This window comes from Bacillus thuringiensis, from assembly GCF_001455345.1.
GTDB classification, from domain to species: Bacteria; Bacillota; Bacilli; order Bacillales; family Bacillaceae_G; genus Bacillus_A; species Bacillus_A thuringiensis_N.
Window position 1 is genome coordinate 4,382,990 of sequence record NZ_CP013274.1, and the last position, 24,250, is coordinate 4,407,239.

Sequence of the window (24,250 nt, forward strand, 5' to 3'; positions counted from 1 at the left end):
TTTTTACGAAATCATTTGCAAAATAGCCATAACTTCTTTTTCAATTTCCGAATCATCAATTGCTTCTATATACTCTGATTTAAAAAGTTGATACTTCTTTAGTTGATAAAAATCAAGTATCGCTTTCTTTAATGTAATATCGTACTGAATACAAAAAGAATGATCTATAATACGTCTTAACATCACATCATCTTGCACCATAAATAATTGTGCGTTCATTTTATTAAAGTAACCTTGTTCCATACCAGCCTCAAAAAACATTTGCAAATTATGATTACGATTTTGTTGTGCAGCAACTAACTGATCAGATAAGTGCGGATATGCCTCTTTCAAATCTTGTAAAAAGACATCTGAAATATATGTCACACATTTTAAAGAGTGAATAAACGTCTTTTGGAAACGTTCTGCAAAAGACATACTTTCATCTTGATTATCCGCATCGCCTTCAAGAAGATAGTTCATAAAATCTTCTACAATCGCTTCAATAATCTCATCTTTTGAAGAAAAACGTTTATATAAAGTAGCTTTACTAATATCCATATATTTCGCAATTTCATCTATTTTCAATTGGCTAAAACTCGTTTTTCTAATAACGGGCTTTATTTTATTAATATAAGTATTTGCACACGCAACTTTTCTCATTAAGAGAGCCTCCCCTTTTGTCCATACAAAATAGTATAGCAAATTCACGATTAATTATAAATGAAGTCATTATACTCGATATATCTTTTTAGTTTAAGAGGTTTTCAATTTGCACTATAGAAAAATGCCCGCTACCTTTATAAGTAGCGAGCATTTTTTCTATAATGTATTTACAGCTCTTCTTATAGCTTTCCCTATTTCCATACTAGACTGCGGATTTTGTCCTGTAATTAAACGCCCCTCTACTACGACATGCGGCGTGAAATTTGGAGCCACATAAAACAAAGCCCCTTCTTCTTTCAATTTACTTTCTAATAAAAACGGCACTCGCTTTTCTAAATGTACAGCTTTTTCCTCATCATTCGTATAACCTGTTATACGCTTACCAGCAACCAAAAACGAGCCATCTTTATTTTTTACACCGACTAAAGAACTTACTCCGTGACAAACAGCCGCTACAATCCGATTATTGTTGTACATATTCTCAATCAAATTTGCAACATATGGATTACCTGGAAAATCTACAATCGCCCCGTGCCCACCACCAAATAAAACCGCATCATAATCCGAAAAATGAACCGTTGAGATCGGATTCGTATTTTGCACTAAAGAAGCGACATGCTTAAATTCACGAGGTATCCCGTTCGGAATAGACACTCTATCAATCGGCACTCTACCACCCTGTATCGACACAATATCAACATCGAACTTAGCTTTTTTAAACAAATTATAAGGAGCTGCGAGCTCTTCCAACCACAAACCAGTCGGGTGTCCATTCATATCATGAGCGCTTGTTGAAACTAACAATATCCTTTTCAACATATCCCCTCCTTACTACCTATTTATGTATGGAGTGTTCTTATCATTCATATAGCAAGCGAAAAAAGCGATAACAACAAGCGGACCCTTTGTATAAAAGTCAGCTTGTTGTTATCGTTTGAATTCTTTCGTACAAAGACGTTCACAACTTTATAGCTTTTATCTCCAACGCCACGCAATTGTTGTATCCTCCATATGAATAGCAGGTATATCAATTCCTAAATACCGCTGATCATCCTCATCAAAAATAGACCAATTTTCTTCATATAAAAATTCATGGTCTATGATTTCAAAATCAAATGCACTATCTTCGTCTACCATCTCACGAAAATATTTTTGGAACGGTTTACTATTCTCGTATAGACGAATTGTTCCATACATCCATGGCATATCTCCAAAAACATCTTTAATTTCACCTATCTCCATATCCTTAAAATACAACTTCATATTTACACCTTCTTATCCATGGATGACAAGGATACCTCATCATATTTTAAAATAGTTATTTTTAACATTTCTTTCTTAAACATATCTTCCCCCTCACAGTCTGAGATACCTTTTTTAAGTTCAAAATATAAACAGAAAAATAGCCGACTCTTTTATAAAAGTCGGCTTTCTTTTTATAACTCGAGCTCTCCCATACGAAGAAGCTCAACAACTGCTTGTGAACGTCCTTTAACTCCTAGCTTTTGCATTGCGTTTGAGATGTGGTTGCGTACTGTTTTTTCACTGATAAAAAGTTCACCCGCAATTTCTTTTGTTGTTTTATCTTGAACCAGCAATTCAAATACTTCTCTCTCTCTCTTTGTGAGTAACGGTTTAGATTGATACGCTTTTTCCTTCAACTGGTATAACCCTCCTTGCTTAAGCCAGAGCTGTGTATGTGTAAGTTGGGTGTTTATTTAGTCAAGATATTGTATGAACGAAATGTGCGGGTGGTGAATGAAAATGGGCTTTATTTCTCATGTTATTTTAGACTTTTATACAGTGCGTTCACTCTTTGTATCCACTTGCTTTTCGGCACGCCATATTTGTTCTAGTAATATGCTGACAACTGTACCTACGAACAAACCATTTCCGAATATATATTGCATAACAGACGGTAAGGATTGGAGCGCTCCAGACGGTAAAAACATAACACCGCTGCCAAATAATACTGCAACGCCTAAAATCGTTACATTCCTTTCATTAAGCTCCACTTGTTTTATATTATTTAACCCAATTCCAATTAACTGTACGAATGAAGCCATTAAAACTGCAGATGCAACAGCGGATGGTAACGATGCTAAGTAACGAATAATACTTGGAAACATCGACATTACGACTAGTAACATACATGCTAGTAAGAACGAGCGTATATATTTTTGTTTTGTTAAGCGAATAAACCCTGCCGTTGCTGGTAATGGAACGACACCTACAGTTGAAAATACGGAAGAAATGATGTGCGAAATTCCTCCAACCCACGTACCATCCTTCAACTGTTTCTGTTCAATAGTCGCTTTTTGAATGGTAGCTTGATTAATTGCTATAATAGCTGCCACTGTATTTGAAACTAAAATACATACCATAACGAAACTTGATACAGCCATACCTGTATTCCACTTTGGAAGACCCCAAGCAAATATTTGCGGAAATTGCACAAACTGAGTTACTTGAGATGGAATCGTAACTTTTCCTGCCATTAGAAAAAGAATCCATCCACTAATTAATCCTATTAAAACCGCATAACTTTTGACAAAACCTTTTCCAAAATTAGATAGTATAATAACGAACAAAAATATACTAAACGCGATTATCGCTGTAAATCCATCGATTTGGGAAGCAGTAGCAGTAATTCCTAGCATTCCTTTTAAAAATACACCGCTTAATTGTAAACATAATAAAAGTAAAAACGTCCCTGTCACAAGCGGCGTAAATAAAAATAAAATACGTCCGATAAAACCAGTTACTCCTAATCCTATTAAAATAACACCGGAAATTATCATTCCTAATTCTAAAATTTGCAATGTACTATGTAATTGGTTTTGCCCGACAGTTGCGTAAGCAAGTACGGTAAATACTCCAACCCAAGATCCAGCTGGTCCATCCGCAATTGGAAGTCTATGTCCAAGCCACCCTTGTAAAAAAGAAGATATACCAACTACAAAAAACGTACGCTGCATCAAATAAAATATTTCTCCCGTCGTAAGATGAAATAATCCGCCAACGACAATTGGTAATGCGATTGAATTCGCCAATAAAAATATAAACCATTGCAAGGTCCCCATAATATGATTTTGATTATGTTGATTGTCCAAATTTTTCATCCTTCCTAGCTAACCTATAAGAAATATATTTTAAACATAAAAAAGAAGAGTTCTACACTCACAATTAGAACCCTCCTCAACACATTCAAACGATTCTTTTACACAAGATTATTTAATTCCACCTCATTTAAACTACCAACAACAATATTTCCTTTATGTACAACGAAACGCTTCTCTGTTTGACGCGCTACCGCTTCAGCAGTACATGTTGCATTCGTCAAAACAAAACTCGCTTCATCTCCTACATTCGGCCATGCTCGCTTCCCATCATCGTTTAACGTTTCTTTTCCTCCCGTAATAAAGCGAAGTGCTTTTCCTAAAGACCTTTCATCACTCCATCCGAAACGTTCCGCTAATCGATTTGCCTTTTGCAGCATATCACCCGTTCCAAACGGTGACCAATGATCAGTAATACTATCATTTCCTAATGAAACTTTCACACCTTTTTTATCTAATAACGGAATTGGGATTACTTGTTTCCCAATCGGTACCGTTGAAGTAATATCGATATGTAAAGCCGCTAGTCTTTCCGCCACTTCTTCCGCTTCTTTATCCGTAACACCACCAAGTCCAAGCGCATGACTAATTGTTACGCGACCTTGCCATCCCGCTTCTTCTGTTAAATTTGCCAATCTCTTCATCGTAAACGTCCCAAGATTATTCGCATCATGCAGATGAATATCAACATCCGCATTAAATTCTACTGCGATATCCATAATGGTATGTAATGATTTTTCAATATCATTATCCACTGTAGCTGGATCCACTCCACCGACTAGATGCGCCCCCATACGCATCGCATCTTTCACAAGTTGCACAGAATTACTGCGCAATAATCCATGTTGCGGAAAAGCAACAATTCTACCAGAAACCTGATCTTTATATGTTTCCAACGCCGCTAACGTCGCCTCCAAATTACCAAGCCCAATAATCGGATCAACATTACAATGCGTTCTTATATTCGTCGCACCATTTCGGAGCAATAACGCTAGCATATTTTCCGCCCTATCTTGAGCAGTTGCTAATTGCTTCGGCAAAATTTTTTCTTCTTCATTAAAACGTGTAAAAATACTTTCTGCTGGCATGCAAGCTTTCCAAGGACCACTATAATACGTCTTATCAATGTGAATATGCATCTCTTCGAAAGCGGGCAAAATTAATAAACGATTCGCATCAAGAATGAGTACCCCTTCCTCTTGAACAGTCCCTGCTATGATTTTTTTAATTCGTCCCTCTTCAATAAGTAAACTACATAACTCTGTTTCTGTTTTTGAAATTCTCCCCTCTTCATATGTATACCCCGATTCAAGCGTTACATTAGTCAACCAATATACTGTCATCTCTATTTCCCCACCCTTTATTAAAAGTTACGTCTTACTATAATTTTAATATCAACTGAAAATTAAGACAATTAATATGACTGTTCCCTAAAAAAATGTAATACAACCTCATAGTCTTCTCATAAATTTCCATATAGAATAGAAGTATATAGTTTGATATAAAAAGGAGTTGATCGTAATATGTCAAAAAAATTATATAAATCGGAAACTGATAAAATGTTATTTGGTGTATGTGGTGGTTTAGGAGAATATTTTGATATTAGCTCTACTCTTATTCGTATCCTTTGGGTTATTGCTATTTTATGTTTCGGAACAGGTTTTTTAGTTTATTTCATTTGTTTATTCCTTATGCCACGTTCTTACTAATAACTTCATTCAATATATTTGAACAAAACATATAAAAAATCCCCTATAGTTTTTTCTATAGGGGATTTTTTCATGAAGAGTATTTCATCGTTAAATGTAATACTGCCACTTCATCTTCTTCATTTTTATAAATATGTTTCTTATTCGCTTCAAATTGAATGGAGTCAAACTCATTTAATTTGTATATATCATTCTCCACTTGAATCGATACTTTCCCCTTCATGACCGTTACAAGCTCAATAGCACCTTCATGATGAGCTTCTGGTTCATATATACTATTCGATCTCAAACAAGCACGGTGCATTTCCATTCCTGTTTCTTTCGTATAACGGAACATCGTTTCTAAGTGCCATGCTTGTCCCACATCTACTGCAAATCCTTCTCCGCAGCGCGCAACAGCTACAGGTTCTCCAACAACCATCAATCTCGATAAAGGAATCGATAATCCTTTCGTTATTTTCCAAATGACAGCTAACGTCGGATTCGTTTCGCCTCTTTCAATCTTTCCTAATGTTAATTTACTAACCCCTGTTTTTTGAGCTAATTCTTCTAAACTTAATTTTTGTTCATTTCGAATTTGTCTTAATAGCTGACCTACTTGCTGAATGACCTCTTTCGTTTGCATATCTTCATGTTCTTTCATCTATAAAACCACCTTAAAGTATAAAATAGTTTACTTTTATTATTTTTAAGTATATTATACTATACATAATCATCAAATTCCGAAAGGAGTGCTATACTTCATGCGCGCAATTTTATTAGGCCTTTTATCATCAGCCTTTTTTTCCGCAACCTTTATTATTAATAGAGCGATGAATGTATCTGGAACGAGCTGGGCTTGGACAGCTTCCTTCCGTTTTTTATTCGCTCTCCCTATTTTATTCCTTATCGTTTTATTTCGCAAAAACTTAAGGGGTTTATGGGAAGAATTAAAGAAACATCCATTAGCGTGGATCGGATGGGGTTCCGTTGCTGGTATTGGATTCTATTCTTTATTAAGTTTTGCAGCCGTCTTTTCTCCAGCGTGGCTCGTTGCTGGAACTTGGCAAGTTACGATATTAGCAGGTTTACTACTCTCGCCATTATTTTTCGTTAAAATAGAAACGAAATCAGGTACGAAACTTGTACGCGGAAAAATTCCACTTCGTAGTTTATATGTCGCATTATTTATTTTACTTGGTGTAATTTGTATGCAAGCAACTGCAGCAGGTCACATTACAATGACTCAGTTTATTTCAGGGTTTTTACCTGTCGTGTTAGCTGCTTTCTTATATCCGTTCGGCAATCGAAAAATGATGGAACTTGTTGGTGGACGTCTCGATACGTTCCAACGTGTATTAGGAATGGCGATTGGGAGTCTACCTATTACAATTTTACTTGGGGTATATGGATTTTCTACTACCGGTATTCCAACATCAAGCCAAATGTTGCAAGGTTTTTTGTTAGCATTATGTTCTGGCGTAATTGCAACGATGACATTTTTCTTTGCTACTGACTTAGCAAAAGACAATCTCGCTCTACTTGGAGCTGTTGAAGCAACGCAAGCTGGAACGATGGTCTTTACCGTTCTTGGTGAAATTATCTTCTTGAACGGTTCATTTCCTGGTGGGCTTTCCCTACTTGGAATGATTATTATTATGTTAGGAATGGTTGCAAATAGCGTATTAAATCGATCTGTTCCAGTCGTTAAACAGAAAAAAACAGCATAAAAAAAGAGTATGGTTCTATAACAAAGAACCATACTCTTTTTTATTGTCCCCCTATTTCGCCTTATCAGAATAGTATTTCATTAGCTGTTTATACTAAAACCTATGTTATAATACGTTTCATGCGCAATATTAGGAGGTAAATTATGTTAAAAAAAGCAATCGCTGAATTTATTGGTACATTCGTACTTGTATTATTCGGAACTGGAGTAGCTGTCATTGGCGGCGGAATCGAAGGAATTGGAACATTAGGAATCGCTATGGCTTTCGGTCTATCTATTGTGGCTATGGCATATAGCATCGGAACAATTTCTGGATGTCACATTAACCCAGCAGTATCAGTAGCTATGTTCATCAACAAAAGAATGAATGCTATGGAACTTTGTTATTATGTATTAGCTCAAATTTTAGGTGGTTTATTAGGAACTGCAACGTTAGTAACAATTTTAAAATCTGCTAAAACACCTTTAGATAATTTAGGACAAAATGGTTTTGGAACTCTTGGTTTATCTGGAGCATTTCTAGTTGAATTTATTTTAACTTTCGTATTCGTATTAGTGATCGTTGCTGTAACAGGTAAAAAAGGAAGTTCTTCTCTAGCAGGATTAGTAATTGGTTTCACATTAGTTTTAGTTCACTTATTAGGAATTCCGTTAACTGGAACTTCTGTTAACCCAGCTCGTAGTATCGCACCAGCTTTATTCGCTGGCGGAGAAGCACTTTCTCAACTATGGGTATTCATCGTTGCACCAATTCTTGGTGGTATCGTAGCAGCCATTGTTGGTAAATTCATTTTAAATACTGAAAAATAGAATTTTCAATATTTCCGAATAAAAAAAGGCGAGCCCTCATGATGAGGATGCTCGCTTTTTTACTCTTTCATTTTAGACTTTAAATTTGTAACTAATTGATCTACCGTTACATTTGCAAGTACGTTTTCCATCGCTTCTTGCGCCTGCATTAAAATAATTTCTAATACTGATTGAATATTAGCTCCTACTGGACATTCAATGTTGGGATTTTCATGGAAGGAAAATAGCTGTCCTTCTTCTACAACTTCCACTGCTTTATATACATCAAGTAATGTAATTTCTTCTAAATCACGAGCAAGTGTCGTACCACCTTTACCAGCTTGTACATCAACAAGTCCTGCTCTCTTCAACATTCCTGTAATGCGACGAATCACGACTGGATTTGTATTCACACTACCGGCAATCCATTCAGAGGTACAGCGAGAGTTTCGATCTATCGCAAGTAATGTCAGCATATGAACACCTACTGTAAAACGACTACTAATCCCCATCTGCACACCCTCCTTTGTATTCATTCTATTAAAAGACGACTCTTATTATTATATACTATTTTTAATTTATACATAAAGAAAAAGCATGATTTCAATAGGAAATCATGCTTTTCTCACATTATTGACGCTTTATGAATTTTGCTAAATCTTTAAATTTCACTTTATCGGAGTAATTCATTACACCATTTACGTAAATGCGGCTTGCAAGCATATTGACGATAGCGATAGTCACCAATAAAATGACTAAAGTCACAATAATCTCTACAGTTCCTGCTTCACCCGCTACAAGCCTCGAAAATGTAACCATAGGTGTAAAGAATGGAATATACGAACTAACTACAGCTAATGTACTATTAGGGTCAAATAGTGATTTAATACTAATGAAAAATGCTGCTATACCTAACATTGTAATTGGGAACGAAAGAGATTGCACATCCTCAATTTTTGATACAACAGCACCAACCGCTGCATATAACATTGCGTATAGTAAGTAGCCCGTAACAAAATATACAACGAACATACTAATTACTACAGCATCCAACTTAGAAAAGTCTAGTGCAAGTCCCACTAAAGATGCATTTTCTAGGTCTACCCAACCTAATAAATATGGTACAAGAAAACCGAGGGAAGCAGTAATAAGTAATAGTAAAGCACTAGAAACAATTGCTAAAATTTTGGCATGTAGCATTGTTAATGGTTTTACTTTCGGAAGCATTAACTCCATAACACGAGACGACTTTTCAGATGCTATCGTCGTCCCAATTGTAGTTCCAAACACAATAATAAACATATATAAGGCAAACGAGAAAACATAGCCAATCCCAAAGGAAGATGCATGATCCTTTACTGCCTCTTGTCTTAACGGAATTTCCATCTGTAACTGCTTTGCTACTTCTGCAGATACATTATTCTTTTCAATCATTACCGCTGTATATTGTTCTTTTAAATAACTCGCCATAAGTGTAGCAGTTGATTGACTCGGAAAACCACTATACATATACGTCACTTCCGGAATACCATTCTTTTCTGTAATACGGAATAGACCGTCTAAATCACCATCTTCTACTTGCTTACGTAACTCATTAAACTTATCCTTATTTTCTACAGTTACTTTAGCAGATGGAAGTAACTTTGTTAAATCACTTTCTTGCACTTTATACGTATCGCTTTCTGTTACTACAGCAAATTTATCTTTTCCTTTATCATTATCAGCAGTGAAATGATTAAACGCAAAAAGTCCAAACACAACTAAAAATAAAATCGCACTCGTAATTAATGATTTTTTAGATAAAAACGCTTCTCTAAAATAAAATGAAAATACGTGAGAAAATTTACGCATCGTTATTTCGCCCTCTCTACAAAGATTTCATTTAACGTCGGCTCTAACATTTTAAATTGTCGTAAGGTAACACCCTGTTCTTGTAATTGTTGTAAAATCTTTAGAGCTTCTGCATCATCTTGTACTTGCACATAAAGAAGGCCTTGTTGTTTTTCATACGATACATGAATAGATTCTAATCCCTTCTCATTCTCTTCTGTATCTTCAATCGTTAAATTGCGGAAACCGTATTCTTTTTTAATATCACTTAATTGGCCTTTTACGACAGCTTCGCCTTTTTTCAAAATACATACATGTTGGCAAAAAGCCTCTACTTGTTCCATACGATGACTAGATAAAATAATTGTCTTTCCGCTTTGCACTTGTTCTTCAATAATGCTAGCTAACATCCCAGCATTAACTGGATCCAACCCGCTAAATGGTTCATCTAAAATGAGAAGTTCTGGATTATGAAGAAGAGCAGCAATTAATTGAATTTTTTGCTGGTTTCCTTTTGAAAGTTCTCCTGCTGTTTTAAATTTATATTCTGGTATTGCTAATCGCTCTAACCAGTGATCAATAGCGAGATCTACTTCTTTCTTCGTCATGCCTTCTAATCTACCAAAATATCGTAACTGGTCTATTACTCTACTTTTCGTATATAAACCTCTTTCTTCTGGTAAATAACCAATCGTTATCCCACTATTCCCAAATGGTTTTCCATCCCATGTAATAGAGCCTTCATTAGGCGTTAATAATCCGAGAAGCATTTTGATTGTCGTAGTTTTTCCTGCACCATTTCGTCCAAGTAATCCTAACACTTCACCTTTTGGTAAAGAAATTTGCAAGCCGTTAACTGCTTTTGATGCCCCAAATAGTTTCGTTAAGTTTTGAATTTGTAAACTCAAAGTATAAAGCCTCCCCTTAGTTTCATTCATACTCTCTTTCAAAGACTATGTTTATTCCGGATAAAATATAGCACTACACTTCATCCTCTTACTATGTAACAGCATCTTAATCCATCATTTGTTCCATTTAGTTAAAATTGTAAATAATATCATTTCATTTGTCAATTATAATTGTCATTTCGACAACTAAACTTGTCAGAATGATTCCCATCATTTTTCCCATCTTTCTAATATAGGACATACTACTATATATACAAAAGACAATATGCAAATGTTCATAAAAAAAATATTATTTTTCGATATATAATATTAAATGATTTTCTAACATCAAGGAGGATACATATGAAGATGAAGAGGGGCATTACCACTTTATTATCTGTAGCAGTTCTATCTACATCACTTGTAGCATGTTCAGGAACACCAGAGAAAACAGTGGCAAAAGAAGAAAAAGTAAAATTAACAGACCAGCAATTAATGGCTGATTTATGGTATCAAACAGCTGGTGAAACGAAAGCACTTTACTACCAAGGATACAATATTGGTCAATTGAAGCTTGATGCAACTCTTGCAAAGGGAACAGAAAAAAAACCTGCTATCGTACTTGATTTAGATGAAACTGTTTTAGACAACAGTCCCCATCAAGCCATGAGCGTAAAAACAGGCAAAGGCTATCCGTATAAATGGGATGACTGGATTAATAAGGCTGAAGCCGAAGCCCTTCCAGGCGCAATTGATTTCTTAAAATATACCGAGTCTAAAGGTGTAGATATTTACTACATCTCAAATCGTAAAACGAACCAACTAGATGCAACAATTAAAAATCTTGAGCGTGTAGGTGCTCCTCAAGCAACGAAAGAACATATATTACTACAAGATCCGAAAGAAAAAGGAAAAGAAAAACGACGTGAACTCGTTTCTCAAACACATGATATCATCTTATTTTTCGGTGATAACTTATCTGATTTCACTGGTTTTGATGGAAAGTCTGTAAAAGATCGAAATCAAGCAGTAACAGATTCAAAAGCACAATTTGGTGAGAAGTTTATTATTTTCCCTAATCCGATGTATGGTGATTGGGAAGGCGCTTTATATGATTATGATTTCAAAAAATCAGATGCAGAAAAAGATAAAATCCGTCGCGACAACTTAAAATCATTTGATGCAAAATAAAGAGGATGGCATTCGCCATCCTCTTTATTTTACTTTCTCTGTTAAAGGCAAGATAAACACTTCCACCCGTCTATTCTTTGCCTTTCCTTCTTGTGTATCGTTTGGAGCAATTGAACGGTATTCTCCGTAACCAATCGCACTAAATTTTTCTGGTTGTAATTCTTTATTTTGGAGTAATACTTGCATAAAATTAACTGCCCGCTGCGTACTTAATTCCCAATTCGATGCAAACTGTGTATTGGAAATAGGGACATTATCCGTATGACCGGATACTGTAATTTCACGGGGGGACGCTGAAACAAGCAAGCTTGACATCTCTTTTGCAATCCCTAAAGATTCTAATTTCACATCTGCTTTCCCCGAATCAAACAGTACATTTTCTAATATTGTCACCATTAATCCCTTTTCAGTTAATTTAGTTTGAAAAGAAGAGGATAATTGCTTTTCATTAATATATTGATCAATCTTTTTTTGTAATGCTTTCAATTCATCCATTTCTTTTTTTTCTTTTTCTCTAGCTTCTTCTTGTTTTTTTGCTTGTTCTGCCTCAAGGCTACTTGCTGATAATTCCTTTTCATCATTTGGCTTCTGATCGCTTAAAAACTCTTTATTTCCTGTTCCACCTGCTAGTTCGCTTCGAAACGCTACTGCCATCTGTTTGAACTTCGCTGCATCTATACTACTCATTGCGAATAAAACGATGAACAATGCAAATAACAACGTTAACATATCAGAATATGGGATTAACCAAGTTTCATCGATATGTTCATCATGTTTTTTCTTTTTGCCTCTTCTATTTTTCTTACTCCGCATTTTGTTCTGCTCCTTTTTCTAGCTTTTTACGCTCAGTTGCAGAAAGTGAACCTAAAATGCGGTTCTTCATAATAAACGGATATGTACCTTCTTGTAACATTAATAAACAATCAATGATTAAACGTTTTTTCTCGATTTCAGCTGCGGATTTTTGTTTTAACTTATTTGCAAATGGATGCCATAATACATAACCTGAAAAAATACCAAAAATCGTTGCAATAAACGCACCTGAAATAGCATGTCCTAACTTTTCAATATCAGTTAAATTACCAAGCGCAGCTACAAGACCGATAACAGCACCTAAAACCCCTAATGTTGGTGCATACGTACCAGCTTGAGAAAAAATTGCCGCTCCTTTTGCATGCCTTTCTTCAATTGCTTCTAATTCAGCTTCTAAAATCTGTTCTAAATCTTCTGCAGATACGCCATCAATCACAAATTTCATACCACGCAAAAGAAATTCATCTTGAATTTTGTCTAATTGTTGTTCTAAAGACAAAATACCGTATTTTCTACTTTCAGATGTCCAATGAACAAACAATTCTAGCAACTGTTCATAACTTAAATCCTTTTTATTTGAACCAAAAAGAACTTTAAATAATTTTGGAACTCTTTTTAGTTGATTCATCGGAAATGCGATACATACTGCAGCAAATGTACCGATAAAAATAATTAATGCTGCGGCAGGATTCAATAAGGCATTTACGTCAGCGCCCTTGACGACCATCCCTACTACCACTGCTACAAATCCTAAAATAAGTCCAATAATTGTTGCAAAATCCATTCCCATTCACTCCTAGTCTATACAAGAAGTTCTTCATTCTCGATAATCGCTACATCTTCTTATATATATATATTACATAAAAAATGAATTTCATGAAAGATAAGAAATGAATTATATGAAAAAATACTACAATTTCACACATTTTCTGACATTTTCTTTGCATTTCTATTACGTTACGACTCTTATATTTCTTTTTCAGTAAACTAGACTTATAATATAAAATGATACATATTATATTAAGAAAGGACTGTGATTACAAGGCATCATGAAAAAAATAATCATTATTTCTGCCACTACTATTGTAATCGGTATCACTTCTTTCGCTTACTTTAGTTCTAAATCACCACTACAAAATGAGGCGAAAGCCGTCGAAAGTCAACAGCATAGTAGTCACCAAAAAGAAGAGATTCCTGCTTTTCCAAAAGCTGATCATAATGCAAAGAAGCTAGACAATGATTTTTCTGTTGTAACAAATCCAGAGTCTAATCTTGTCTTAGTTAATAAACATCGAAAACTACCAGACGGATACACACCTGAAGACTTAACAAGACCAAACGTACCATTTACTAGTCCAAAAGATAAAGAAAAAACGCTACTACGCAAAGATGCTGCAGATGCGCTTGAAAATATGTTTGAAGCGGCAAAGAAAGAAGGACTTGAACTTACAGCTGTATCTGGTTATCGTTCATACAAACGCCAAAAATCACTACATGATACATACGTTAGACGTCAAGGTAAAGCTGAAGCTGATTCAGTAAGTGCCATTCCTGGTACAAGTGAACATCAAACTGGTTTAGCAATGGATATTAGTTCAAAATCTGCAAAATTCCAATTAGAGCCTATTTTTGGAGAGACAGCCGAAGGCAAATGGGTGGCAAAACATGCGCATGAATTTGGCTTTGTCATTCGTTATTTAGAAGATAAAACAGAAACAACAGAATATGCATATGAACCGTGGCATTTGCGCTACGTTGGAAACCCATACGCTACATACATATATAAACATCATTTAACATTAGAAGAAGCGATGAAAGACAAAAAATAAGAGAGCAATTTGCTCTCTTATTTTTCTTTTACTCTATCATTGTAGTAATTTTCCCTTCCATTCTTCAGGCCACGGTTCGCCTCTTCCCGTTTTTTTCGATGCTTGAACCATCATTCCACGACCAACTAAACAAACTTCTCCTACCGCATTCTTCACCATATAATGTAAATCTAAAGAAGAATTCCCAACTGATCCCGCTTTTACATACACCTTCAACTCTTCATCAAAATATATTTGCTTAATAAAATTACATTGTAAATCTGCAACAACGATCATCGTTTCGGAAGATTCATGCGTCCATTCTTGCATAAATCCAAGTTCTTTAAACAATGCGATACGTGCTTCTTCAAAATAGGTAAAGGCAACGACATTATTTACATGCCCAAACATATCTACTTCACCAAAACGAACTTTTACAGGGTTGTAAAATGAAAAACCACTTTCCCATTGCTCAAAGTCTTCAATATAAGAAATCCTCTTCATTGTTCCCTCTCCCTTTTAATAAACTGAATAAACAGAAAAATAAAGTTATAAATATTGCCTCTTCAACATGAAGAGGCAATATTTATTAATAGTTATTGTCGCTACCAAAGAAATCTTTGAACGATTGAATTGTTGTATCACGGTTTAATGCCGCAATTGAAGTCGTTAATGGAATACCCTTTGGACATGATTGCACACAGTTTTGAGAGTTACCACAGTTTGCAAGTCCTCCATCTCCCATAATTGCACGTAAGCGATCTGCTTTATGCATTTCACCCGTTGGATGTGAGTTGAATAAACGCGCTTGTGATAACGGTGCTGGTCCAATAAAGTCAGATTTACTGTTCACGTTTGGACATGATTCTAAGCAAACACCACATGTCATACATTTTGAAAGCTCATAAGCCCACTGACGTTTCTTCTCAGGCATTCTTGGTCCTGGTCCTAAGTCATACGTGCCATCAATTGGAATCCAAGCTTTAACACGTTTTAGAGCATTAAACATGCGACTACGGTCAACTTGTAAGTCACGTACAACCGGGAATGTCTTCATCGGCTTTAAGCGAATTGGTTGTTCTAATTGATCGATAAGCGCTGTACATGATTGACGAGGTTTTCCGTTAATCACCATCGAACATGCGCCGCATACTTCCTCTAAACAGTTCATATCCCATGCAATCGGAGTTGTTTGGCTTCCTTTTGAATCAACAGGATTACGACGAATTTCCATAAGCGCCGAAATAATATTCATATTTGGACGATACGGAATTTCAAACTCCTGGTCAAACGCTTGTGCGTCAGGCCCGTCTTGTCTCGTAATGATGAGGCGGATTGTTTTCTCAGACATGTTGTTTATCCCCCTTCTCTTCACCCTTAGCAGCTACATCGTGTTTTGAAGAATAATCACGTTTACGTGGTTTAATTAACGAAACATCCACGTCTTCGTAATGGAATGCTGGTGCATTTCCTTCTCCTTCAAATTTCGCCATCGTAGTTTTTAAGAAGTTAGCATCATCACGATTTGGGAATTCAGGTTTGTAATGCGCCCCACGGCTCTCATTACGGTTATATGCGCCAATTGTAATAACACGCGCTAACTCAAACATATTTGCAAGTTGGCGTGTAAATGAAGCACCTTGGTTACTCCATCTTGCTGTATCGTTAATGTTAATACGTTTGTAACGAGCCATTAACTCTTCAATCTTCGCATCTGTTTCTAATAGCTTTTTATTTTCACGAACTACTGTAACGTTGTCTGTCATCCATTCTCCAAGCTCTTTATGAAGAACATACGCATTTTCGTTACCATCGAGCGTTAAAATATTGTTAAATTTCTCTGTTTCGATCAATTCATTTTGTTCATACACAGTAGATGAAACAGCATCAGATGATTTAGTAAGACCTTTCATATATTCAATTGCATTTGGTCCTGCTACCATACCACCGTAAATTGCTGATAATAGTGAGTTCGCACCAAGGCGGTTACCACCGTGCATAGAATAATCACACTCACCTGCTGCAAATAAACCTGGAATACTTGTCATCTGTTTATAATCAACCCATAGTCCGCCCATTGAATAGTGAACAGCTGGGAAGATTTTCATTGGTAGTTTACGAGGATCGTCACCTGTAAACTTCTCATAGATTTCAATAATTCCACCTAGTTTAATATCTAGTTCTTTCGGATCTTTATGAGAAAGATCTAAGTACACCATGTTTTCACCGTTAATACCTAGTTTTTGCTCTACGCAAACATCAAAGATTTCACGCGTTGCAATATCACGAGGTACAAGGTTTCCGTAAGCCGGATATTTCTCTTCTAAGAAGTACCACGGTTTACCATCTTTATATGTCCAAACACGTCCACCTTCACCACGTGCAGATTCACTCATAAGACGTAATTTATCGTCTCCAGGAATTGCCGTTGGGTGAATTTGAATGAACTCACCGTTCGCATAATATGCGCCTTGTTGATATACAGCAGAAGCTGCTGTACCTGTATTGATAATGGAGTTTGTTGATTTTCCGAAGATGATACCAGGGCCCCCTGTTGCCATAATCACGGCATCCGCTCCGAAACTTTTAATCTCCATAGTTTGTAAGTCTTGTGCAACGATTCCTCGGCACACACCTTCGTCATCCACAACAGCTCGTAAGAAATCCCAACCTTCGTATTTCGTTACAAGTCCTGCTACTTCGTGACGACGTACTTGCTCATCTAATGCGTATAGTAATTGCTGTCCAGTTGTTGCACCAGCAAATGCTGTACGGTGATGTTGCGTTCCACCAAAACGACGGAAATCAAGAAGTCCTTCTTCCGTACGGTTGAACATAACACCCATACGGTCCATTAAATGAATGATACCAGGTGCTGCTTCACACATTGCTTTAACTGGTGGTTGGTTCGCTAAGAAGTCCCCACCATAAATTGTATCGTCAAAGTGGATCCATGGAGAATCCCCTTCACCTTTCGTATTTACGGCACCGTTAATTCCACCTTGGGCACATACAGAATGCGAACGTTTTACTGGTACTAAAGAAAACAGTTCAACATTTACTCCTGCTTCCGCCGCTTTAATCGTTGCCATTAAGCCAGCCAAGCCACCGCCGACTACTATAAGTTTCCCTTTCATGCTCTCCCACTCCTTACTGGTTTGCTAGCTGTGGATCGATGAACGCTAATAATGCACTCACACCTACATAAGATAGACCTAAGAAAATAGCTAATGTTACATAAGTAGAGATTCTTTGTGAACGTGGAGATACTGTAATTCCCCAGCTGATGCAGAATGTCCATAGTCCATTTGCAAAGTGGAAAATTGTTGAAACAACACCGACTAAGTAGAATGCAAACATAGCTGGATTGTTTAAAATATCTGCCATCATATCATAGTTTACCTCTTTACCTAACATTGCTTGAATACGAGTTTCCCAGACGTGCCAAGAAATGAAAATCAGCGTAACGATACCTGAAATTCTTTGGAAGACGAACATCCAGTTACGGAAATAACCGTAAGAAACCGCATTGTTCTTAGCTGTAAATGCAATATATAAGCCATATATAGCATGGTACAGTATCGGTAAAAAGATGATGAAAATCTCTAGCGCGTACCGGAATGGAAGGAGCTCCATAAAGCCTGCAGCTTTGTTAAAAGCCTCTGCTCCTCGTGTTGCAAAGTTGTTTACAATTAAATGTTGCGTCAAAAAGACACCAACCGGGATGACCCCCATTAATGAGTGCCACTTACGAAACGTATACTCGCGGCCTTTCATGTCCCCATTACCCCCCTTGAATGTTTGACTGCTGTTTTCAGATTAGTTTACAACAATAATGTTTTTTCACTATTGGCATAAGAAAAACTGAAAAAATTATTCGAAATATTTCAGCATAATTTGATACCAAGTTCATTTTACTCCTATTTTTGTCGAAGCGTCAAGAAAACGTATACATAATTTGCATATAATTTGCCAATTCTTTTTTTCTTCTTATATATTCAGATTTTCTCAAAGAAAAATCTGTTTTTATAAATGAGAAATGTTATATAATAATCCCTATAGAAAGAGGGGAATATTGTGAGTAAAAATACAATCGATACAACATCTTTAGAAGATGTTTCATTGAACGCCTTCGCTTATGAATTGCTACGTGAAGAATTACTACCTGATTTAATCGGTAACGATTTAGATGGTATTTTATACTGGTCCGGTAGAAACCTTGCAAGAAAATATCCACTAGAAACAACTGAAGAAGTCATTCAGTTCTTCGAAAAAGCTGGCTGGGGCACTTTAAGCATTATTGAACATAAGCGTCGTGAAATGCAGTTCCAACTTAAAGGCACACTCATCGCTGAACGCCAAAAACAAAACAGACATTCTTCTTATCAATTAGAAGCTGGATTCATCGCTGAACAAATTCAAAAACAACGAAACGTCGTTGCAGAGTCCTATGAAGAAAAGAAAAAACGTTCAGACTCTATTACATTTCTTGTGAAATGGGATATAAAAGATCTCATTGAAGTGTAGCATTACCTACAGTCAACTAGACATATAAGTTTAGTTGACTTTTTTGTATTTTCATTCAGTTAGATTTATTTTAAATCTTCAGAAATTATACCAGAAAATAGAAGACGTTGTAAACTACAACGTCTTCTTATCCGCTAAATAAGTATAAATCGTTTCTGCGACATTTTTCGGCATACCCGCTTCGACAAATTCTCCCACAGAAGCTTCTTTCATCTTCTTTAATGAACCAAAATGTTTTAACAATATCTTTTTTCGTTTATCCCCAATTCCAGGAATATCATCCAATGCTGATTGAATGACAGATTTCCCATGTAATTGACGATGGAATGTAATCGCAAATCGATGCACTTCATCTTGAATGCGCTGCAATAAATAAAATTCTTGGCTATTTCTCTCAAGCATCACTGGTTCAGGTGGGTCCCCAATAATTAAATGGGAGGTTTTATGTTTGTCATCTTTTACAAGACCTGCCATCGGAATATATAAACCAAGTTCATTTTCTAGAACATCACTTACAGCTGCCAAATGACCTTTTCCACCATCAATAATGATTAAATCTGGTAAAGGCAAATTCTCTTTCAGTGCCCTTGTATAACGGCGTCTCACAACTTCTCTCATAGACTCATAATCATCCGGTCCTTGAACCGTTTTAATTTTATATTTCCTGTATTCTTTCTTAGCTGGTTTCCCATCGATAAAAGCAATCATTGCAGAAACAGGATTCGTCCCTTGAATATTTGAGTTATCAAACGCCTCAATACGATAAGGTGTTTCAATCCCAAGCTGCTTCCCTAAATGATCTACCGCTTTAATCGTTCGCTCTTCATCACGTTCAATTAAGTAGAATTTCTCTTCAAGAGCAATCTTCGCATTTTTATTTGCTAATTCTACAAGATCTTTTTTCTTACCACGTTTCGGCTGTGTCGCTTCCACTTCTAAAAAGCGCTCTACTAAATCTGAGTCTATACTTCCTGGAACGACAATTTCCTTCGGCTTAAAATGACTGCTGTTCTCATAAAATTGACCGATAAACGTTAAGAATCCCTCTTCTGGTTCATCGTATATTGGAAACATAGAAACATCACGTTCGATTAGCTTTCCTTTTCGAACGAAGAAAACTTGAACACACATCCACCCTTTATCAACTGCATACCCAAACACATCACGATCCACTAAATCACTCATAATCATCTTTTGTTTTTCCATAATCGCATCGATATGAGCGATTTGATCACGTAACTCTTTTGCACGTTCAAACTCTAGTTTCTCTGAAGCTTCATACATTTTTGTTTCTAATTCTGAACGAACTTCTTTATGTCCACCATTTAAAAACTTAATAATTTCATCTACAATTTCTTTGTTTTGTTCTTCTGTCACTTCTTTCACACAAGGTGCTAAACATTGACCCATATGATAATATAAACAAACTTTATCGGGCATATTTGAGCACTTACGAAGCGGATACATACGATCTAGCAGTTTTTTTGTTTCATGAGCTGATTGTGCATTCGGGTAAGGGCCAAAATACTTTCCCTTATCCTTTTTTACATTTCGCGTAATAAGTAATCGCGGCTGTTTCTCAGCTGTAATTTTAATAAAAGGATATGTTTTATCATCTTTTAATTGAATATTATATTTTGGATCATGTTTCTTTATTAAATTTAACTCTAAAATGAGAGCCTCTAGATTTGAAGAGGTTACAATATATTCAAAATCTACAATTTCTCCTACTAGCCGAAGTGTTTTCCCGTCATGCGAACCAGTAAAGTACGAGCGCACACGATTTTTAAGCACTTTTGCCTTTCCGACATATATAACCGTTCCTTGCTTATCTTTCATTAAATAACAACCAGGTTGATCTGGTAAAATAGCCAACTTCTCTTTTAAATGTTCGTGCACTCGTTACCCTCCATTTCTACATGCTTAGCATTTTTATTTTCACATGAAAACATACTATGCCAAAACACCCAACATACGTTCTTTTATTGTAACGGAAAGGTGTAAAAAAGGAAAATAAAAAAAGCTACCAAATGGTAGCCCTTTTATTTTAGAAGTGTTTAGAAACTAATTCTACTAACGCTTCTTTCGGTTTGTAACCTAACGCTTGATCAACTACTTTACCGTCTTTTAATACGAAAAGAGCTGGAATACTCATTACTTCGAATTGACGAGCAGTTTCTTGGTTTTCATCCACGTCTACTTTTACTACTTTTACTTTTTCGCCTAGTTCTGCATCAATTTCCTCTAATACAGGAGCGATCATTTTACAAGGTCCACACCAAGGTGCCCAGAAATCTAATAATACAACACCTTCGCTAGTTTCAGCTGCGAAGCTTTGGTCATTTGCGTTTACAATTGCCATTTTATTTCCTCCTTCAAGTATATTCTACCAAGAGTATATCATTAACTTATATACGTGGCGAATAATATGTATCGTTATGTATTGTAACAAAAAAGTGTTCCTTTATACTATATAAAAATACGGATTAAATACTAAAAAGATGAGAGACAGGGGATCTCTCACCTTTTTCTATATATAGGGGTACTTCACTTGGAACTCAAGGGTACTCAAATCATGAATGTACTTTTAACTTTTTAAACTCTTCTGTTAAAAGAGGTACGACTTCAAATAAATCGCCAACAATGCCATAGTCAGCTACTTTGAAGATACTTGCTTCTGGGTCTTTATTAATTGCAACGATTATTTTTGAGTTAGACATACCAGCTAAATGCTGAATCGCACCAGAAATACCGCATGCAATGTATAGGTCTGGCGTAACAACTTTACCAGTTTGACCAATTTGTAATGAGTAATCACAGTACTCAGCGTCACAAGCACCACGAGATGCCCCAACAGCGCCGCCTAGTACGTCAGCTAACTCTTTTAATGGTTTAAATCCGTCTTCACTCTTCACACCACGTCCGCCAGCGATAATCACTTTCGCTTCAGAAAGATCAACACCTTCTGCTGTTTTACGGACAACATCTTGGATGATTGTACGTAGGTCTTTCACATCTACTGTAATAGAAGATACGTCACCACTGCGAGACTCATCTTTTTCAAGTGTTGCAATGTTATTTGGACGCACTGTTGCAAATAATATACCATCAGTTACAATCTTCTTCTCGAATGCTTTACCAGAGTAGATTGGACGAGTGAAGATCACATTTCCACCCTCAACTTCTAAAGCAGTTACGTCAGAAACTAGACCAGCTTCAAGCTTCGCTGCTAATTTTGGTGATAAATCTTTACCAAGTGCTGTATGTCCAAATACAATACCTTCTGGATTTTCTTCAGCATATACAGCTAAAAATGCTTGTGCATAACCATCAGATGTATATGATTTTAATTTATCATTTTCAACTGTCACAACGCGATCTGCACCGTAATGAATCAATTCATTTGCAAAAGAAGCAACGCTGTCTCCAACTAGAAGACCTACTACTTCACCGCCTTCTGCAATTGTTTTTGCTGCCGCTACCGCTTCAAACGAAACGTTACGTAACGATCCATCACGAACCTCACCCATTACTAATACTTTACGAGCCATAGATTTTCCCTCCTGCATATATAATTTCGTATTTTATTAGATTACTTTCGCTTCTGTATGGAGCAACGATACAAGTTCTTTTACTTGATCTTGCAGCTCGCCTTGTAACACTTTTCCTGCATCTTTCTTAGGAGGCAAATAGATTTCAATTGTTTTTGTCTTTGCTTCCACATCATCTTCTTCTAAATCTAAATCATCTAACTCTACTTCCTCTAGTGGCTTTTTCTTCGCCTTCATAATACCTGGAAGTGATGGATAACGAGGTTCATTTAAACCTTGTTGTGCTGTTACTAATACTGGTAATGATGTTTCAATTACTTCTGTATCACCTTCAACGTCACGTTCAATTTTCACGTTTGTACCGTCAATCTCAAGTTTTGTAATTGTCGTTACGTACGGAATATTTAATGCTTCAGCTACGCGTGGACCAACTTGTCCAGATGCACCATCAATTGCAACGTTTCCGCCTAAAATTAAATCTGCATCTTTATCTTTTAAATATTCAGCAAGAACTTTTGCTGTCGTGAACTGGTCACCATTTTCCACATCATCTTCAATATTAATTAATACCGCTTTATCACAGCCCATCGCTAATGCTGTACGAAGTTCTTTCTCACTATCTTCGCCACCGACTGTTACAACAGTAACTTCTCCACCTTGTGCGTCTCTTACTTGAATTGCTTCTTCAATCGCATATTCATCGTAAGGGTTGATGATGAATTCCGCTTCGCCATCGTAAATTGCACCGTTTTTAATTACGATTTTTTCTTCTGTATCAAATGTTCGTTTCATGAGTACGTAGATGTTCATTCCATTTACCCCCTTGTTTTTCAGAAAGATTCTATCAATTTTAATTTTCTGTTAATTTATATTAAAAAAATAATTGAACTACCTGCCACTAAATGAAGGCTTACGTTTTTCTAAAAACGCTGCTACACCTTCTCTTCCATCTTCACTCGTAAATACTTCACCAAAGATTTGAGCTTCGCGTTGTACACCTTCATAATAATGAGACGATTTCGTCGTTTGCAATAACTCTAGTACAGCACGAGTTGTCGCTGGGCTTTTTCCAGCAATCTGTTTTGCAACTTTAAGCGTATCATCTAAAAATGTTTCTTCAGCAAAAACTCCGTTAACAAGTCCCCATTTTAATGCTTCTGCACCAGTAATCGGTGTACTTGTTAACATCATTTCACAAGCTTTCGCTTTCCCAACATAACGTGGTAATCGCTGTGTACCTGCAAATCCAGGAATTAATCCAAGTGTTAATTCAGGTAAACCAAGTTTTGTACTTTCAGTTGCAAAGCGCATGTGGCAAGACATAGCAAACTCAAGGCCGCCGCCAAGTGCCGCTCCATGAATTGCCGCGATAACTGGTTTTGAACATTTTTCAACACGCTCAAACGTAACTTGTCCAAGCTGTGCTAATTCTGTCGCTTGCTTCGCTTCAGTAACAGATGTAAATTCTTTAATATCTGCTCCTGCCGAGAAGAAGCGCCCTTCACCGTGAATAACAACAACACGAATGTTATCATCCTTCTCCACTTGATCAATTAATTCAGTAACGTCATGCATAACTTGTGAAGACATCGCGTTAGCCGGCGCATGATTTAACGTCGCCACCGCGATATGATCTTCAACTCTTACAGATAGGAATTTCAACATGATCCCTC

General features: G+C 36.4%; 27 protein-coding genes. 6 read left to right on the forward strand and 21 right to left on the reverse strand.

From position 1 onward, the window contains the following. Positions 1-3: 3 nt before the first annotated feature. The 6 genes from ATN06_RS22865 to ATN06_RS22890 form a co-directional block, all read right to left on the reverse strand. Entirely contained in the window at positions 4-642 is a 639-nt protein-coding gene (locus ATN06_RS22865) for a TetR/AcrR family transcriptional regulator (RefSeq protein WP_060632433.1), read from the reverse strand. Between the two features lie 159 nt (positions 643-801). Beyond that, on the reverse strand, positions 802-1,464 hold the full coding sequence (locus ATN06_RS22870; RefSeq protein WP_060632434.1) for a type 1 glutamine amidotransferase domain-containing protein: 663 nt from the start codon (positions 1,462-1,464) through the stop codon (positions 802-804). A 156-nt stretch (positions 1,465-1,620) separates the two neighbouring features. Continuing rightward, a complete protein-coding gene (locus ATN06_RS22875; protein ID WP_060632435.1) occupies positions 1,621-1,908 on the reverse strand; it encodes a hypothetical protein in 288 nt (95 codons plus the stop codon). A 173-nt stretch (positions 1,909-2,081) separates the two neighbouring features. Next, positions 2,082-2,306, reverse strand: a complete 225-nt coding sequence (gerE, locus tag ATN06_RS22880; protein ID WP_000659484.1) for a spore germination transcription factor GerE — start codon at positions 2,304-2,306, stop codon at positions 2,082-2,084. 135 nt (positions 2,307-2,441) lie between these two features. Further along, positions 2,442-3,767: a purine/pyrimidine permease gene (locus ATN06_RS22885; RefSeq protein WP_060632436.1), complete on the reverse strand. Its 1,326-nt coding sequence runs from the start codon at positions 3,765-3,767 to the stop codon at positions 2,442-2,444. Between the two features lie 98 nt (positions 3,768-3,865). Continuing rightward, positions 3,866-5,107: an amidohydrolase family protein gene (locus ATN06_RS22890; protein WP_060632437.1), complete on the reverse strand. Its 1,242-nt coding sequence runs from the start codon at positions 5,105-5,107 to the stop codon at positions 3,866-3,868. Between the two features lie 180 nt (positions 5,108-5,287). Here ATN06_RS22890 and ATN06_RS22895 point away from each other — a divergent pair, with 180 nt between their 5' ends. Beyond that, the gene (locus ATN06_RS22895; RefSeq protein WP_060632438.1) at positions 5,288-5,473 is read left to right on the forward strand and encodes a PspC domain-containing protein; all 186 of its coding nucleotides are present in this window, start codon (positions 5,288-5,290) and stop codon (positions 5,471-5,473) included. 70 nt (positions 5,474-5,543) lie between these two features. Here ATN06_RS22895 and ATN06_RS22900 read toward each other — a convergent pair whose 3' ends face one another. Continuing rightward, a complete protein-coding gene (locus ATN06_RS22900; RefSeq protein WP_060632439.1) occupies positions 5,544-6,116 on the reverse strand; it encodes a helix-turn-helix domain-containing protein in 573 nt (190 codons plus the stop codon). A 100-nt stretch (positions 6,117-6,216) separates the two neighbouring features. Between ATN06_RS22900 and ATN06_RS22905 the strand changes: the two genes are divergently transcribed. Then, positions 6,217-7,182, forward strand: coding sequence for a DMT family transporter (locus tag ATN06_RS22905; protein WP_060632440.1), 966 nt, complete (start codon positions 6,217-6,219; stop codon positions 7,180-7,182). A gap of 143 nt (positions 7,183-7,325) precedes the next feature. After that, on the forward strand, positions 7,326-7,991 hold the full coding sequence (locus tag ATN06_RS22910; protein WP_060632441.1) for an MIP/aquaporin family protein: 666 nt from the start codon (positions 7,326-7,328) through the stop codon (positions 7,989-7,991). 59 nt (positions 7,992-8,050) lie between these two features. On the opposite strand, the gene ATN06_RS22915 is transcribed toward ATN06_RS22910, so the two are convergent. The 3 genes from ATN06_RS22915 to ATN06_RS22925 form a co-directional block, all read right to left on the reverse strand. Further along, positions 8,051-8,482, reverse strand: a complete 432-nt coding sequence (locus tag ATN06_RS22915; protein ID WP_000512998.1) for an Rrf2 family transcriptional regulator — start codon at positions 8,480-8,482, stop codon at positions 8,051-8,053. Positions 8,483-8,600: 118 nt separating this feature from the next. Further along, positions 8,601-9,821, reverse strand: a complete 1,221-nt coding sequence (locus ATN06_RS22920) for an ABC transporter permease (protein WP_060632442.1) — start codon at positions 9,819-9,821, stop codon at positions 8,601-8,603. Between the two features lie 2 nt (positions 9,822-9,823). Continuing rightward, complete coding sequence (locus ATN06_RS22925; protein ID WP_060632443.1) at positions 9,824-10,708, reverse strand: ABC transporter ATP-binding protein; 885 nt, start codon at positions 10,706-10,708, stop codon at positions 9,824-9,826. A 342-nt stretch (positions 10,709-11,050) separates the two neighbouring features. Here ATN06_RS22925 and ATN06_RS22930 point away from each other — a divergent pair, with 342 nt between their 5' ends. Continuing rightward, positions 11,051-11,878: a 5'-nucleotidase, lipoprotein e(P4) family gene (locus ATN06_RS22930; RefSeq protein WP_060632444.1), complete on the forward strand. Its 828-nt coding sequence runs from the start codon at positions 11,051-11,053 to the stop codon at positions 11,876-11,878. A 24-nt stretch (positions 11,879-11,902) separates the two neighbouring features. Here ATN06_RS22930 and motB read toward each other — a convergent pair whose 3' ends face one another. Both motB and motA read right to left on the reverse strand, forming a co-directional pair. Further along, the gene (motB, locus tag ATN06_RS22935; protein ID WP_060632445.1) at positions 11,903-12,691 is read right to left on the reverse strand and encodes a flagellar motor protein MotB; all 789 of its coding nucleotides are present in this window, start codon (positions 12,689-12,691) and stop codon (positions 11,903-11,905) included. Further along, entirely contained in the window at positions 12,681-13,475 is a 795-nt protein-coding gene (gene motA / locus ATN06_RS22940) for a flagellar motor stator protein MotA (protein WP_060632446.1), read from the reverse strand. The genes motB and motA overlap by 11 nt, the downstream gene beginning before the upstream one ends. Before the next feature lie 265 nt (positions 13,476-13,740). Between motA and ATN06_RS22945 the strand changes: the two genes are divergently transcribed. Beyond that, entirely contained in the window at positions 13,741-14,520 is a 780-nt protein-coding gene (locus ATN06_RS22945; RefSeq protein WP_060632447.1) for a M15 family metallopeptidase, read from the forward strand. 36 nt (positions 14,521-14,556) lie between these two features. Here the strand turns inward: ATN06_RS22945 and ATN06_RS22950 are convergent, their stop codons facing one another. The 4 genes from ATN06_RS22950 to sdhC all read right to left on the reverse strand — a co-directional run bounded on the left by ATN06_RS22950 (position 14,557) and on the right by sdhC (position 18,276). After that, complete coding sequence (locus ATN06_RS22950; protein ID WP_060632448.1) at positions 14,557-15,003, reverse strand: acyl-CoA thioesterase; 447 nt, start codon at positions 15,001-15,003, stop codon at positions 14,557-14,559. Between the two features lie 85 nt (positions 15,004-15,088). Beyond that, entirely contained in the window at positions 15,089-15,850 is a 762-nt protein-coding gene (gene sdhB / locus ATN06_RS22955; RefSeq protein ID WP_060632449.1) for a succinate dehydrogenase iron-sulfur subunit, read from the reverse strand. Beyond that, positions 15,843-17,636 (reverse strand): succinate dehydrogenase flavoprotein subunit, encoded by a 1,794-nt coding sequence (sdhA, locus tag ATN06_RS22960; protein ID WP_060632450.1) that lies wholly within the window; start codon positions 17,634-17,636, stop codon positions 15,843-15,845. The genes sdhB and sdhA overlap by 8 nt, the downstream gene beginning before the upstream one ends. Before the next feature lie 13 nt (positions 17,637-17,649). Then, complete coding sequence (gene sdhC, locus ATN06_RS22965) at positions 17,650-18,276, reverse strand: succinate dehydrogenase cytochrome B558 (RefSeq protein ID WP_000678354.1); 627 nt, start codon at positions 18,274-18,276, stop codon at positions 17,650-17,652. Positions 18,277-18,576: 300 nt separating this feature from the next. Between sdhC and ATN06_RS22970 the strand changes: the two genes are divergently transcribed. Beyond that, complete coding sequence (locus ATN06_RS22970) at positions 18,577-19,026, forward strand: YslB family protein (RefSeq protein ID WP_000042227.1); 450 nt, start codon at positions 18,577-18,579, stop codon at positions 19,024-19,026. 114 nt (positions 19,027-19,140) lie between these two features. Here the strand turns inward: ATN06_RS22970 and uvrC are convergent, their stop codons facing one another. From uvrC to ATN06_RS22995, 5 genes are all read right to left on the reverse strand, one after another. Next, positions 19,141-20,925 (reverse strand): excinuclease ABC subunit C, encoded by a 1,785-nt coding sequence (gene uvrC / locus ATN06_RS22975; RefSeq protein WP_060632451.1) that lies wholly within the window; start codon positions 20,923-20,925, stop codon positions 19,141-19,143. Between the two features lie 148 nt (positions 20,926-21,073). Beyond that, a complete protein-coding gene (trxA, locus tag ATN06_RS22980) occupies positions 21,074-21,388 on the reverse strand; it encodes a thioredoxin (protein WP_001018943.1) in 315 nt (104 codons plus the stop codon). A gap of 211 nt (positions 21,389-21,599) precedes the next feature. Further along, positions 21,600-22,577, reverse strand: coding sequence for an electron transfer flavoprotein subunit alpha (gene etfA, locus ATN06_RS22985; RefSeq protein WP_000101963.1), 978 nt, complete (start codon positions 22,575-22,577; stop codon positions 21,600-21,602). A gap of 36 nt (positions 22,578-22,613) precedes the next feature. Further along, positions 22,614-23,387, reverse strand: coding sequence for an electron transfer flavoprotein subunit beta (etfB, locus tag ATN06_RS22990; RefSeq protein ID WP_001029031.1), 774 nt, complete (start codon positions 23,385-23,387; stop codon positions 22,614-22,616). A gap of 78 nt (positions 23,388-23,465) precedes the next feature. Continuing rightward, positions 23,466-24,242: an enoyl-CoA hydratase gene (locus tag ATN06_RS22995; RefSeq protein WP_060632452.1), complete on the reverse strand. Its 777-nt coding sequence runs from the start codon at positions 24,240-24,242 to the stop codon at positions 23,466-23,468. Positions 24,243-24,250: the final 8 nt, after the last annotated feature.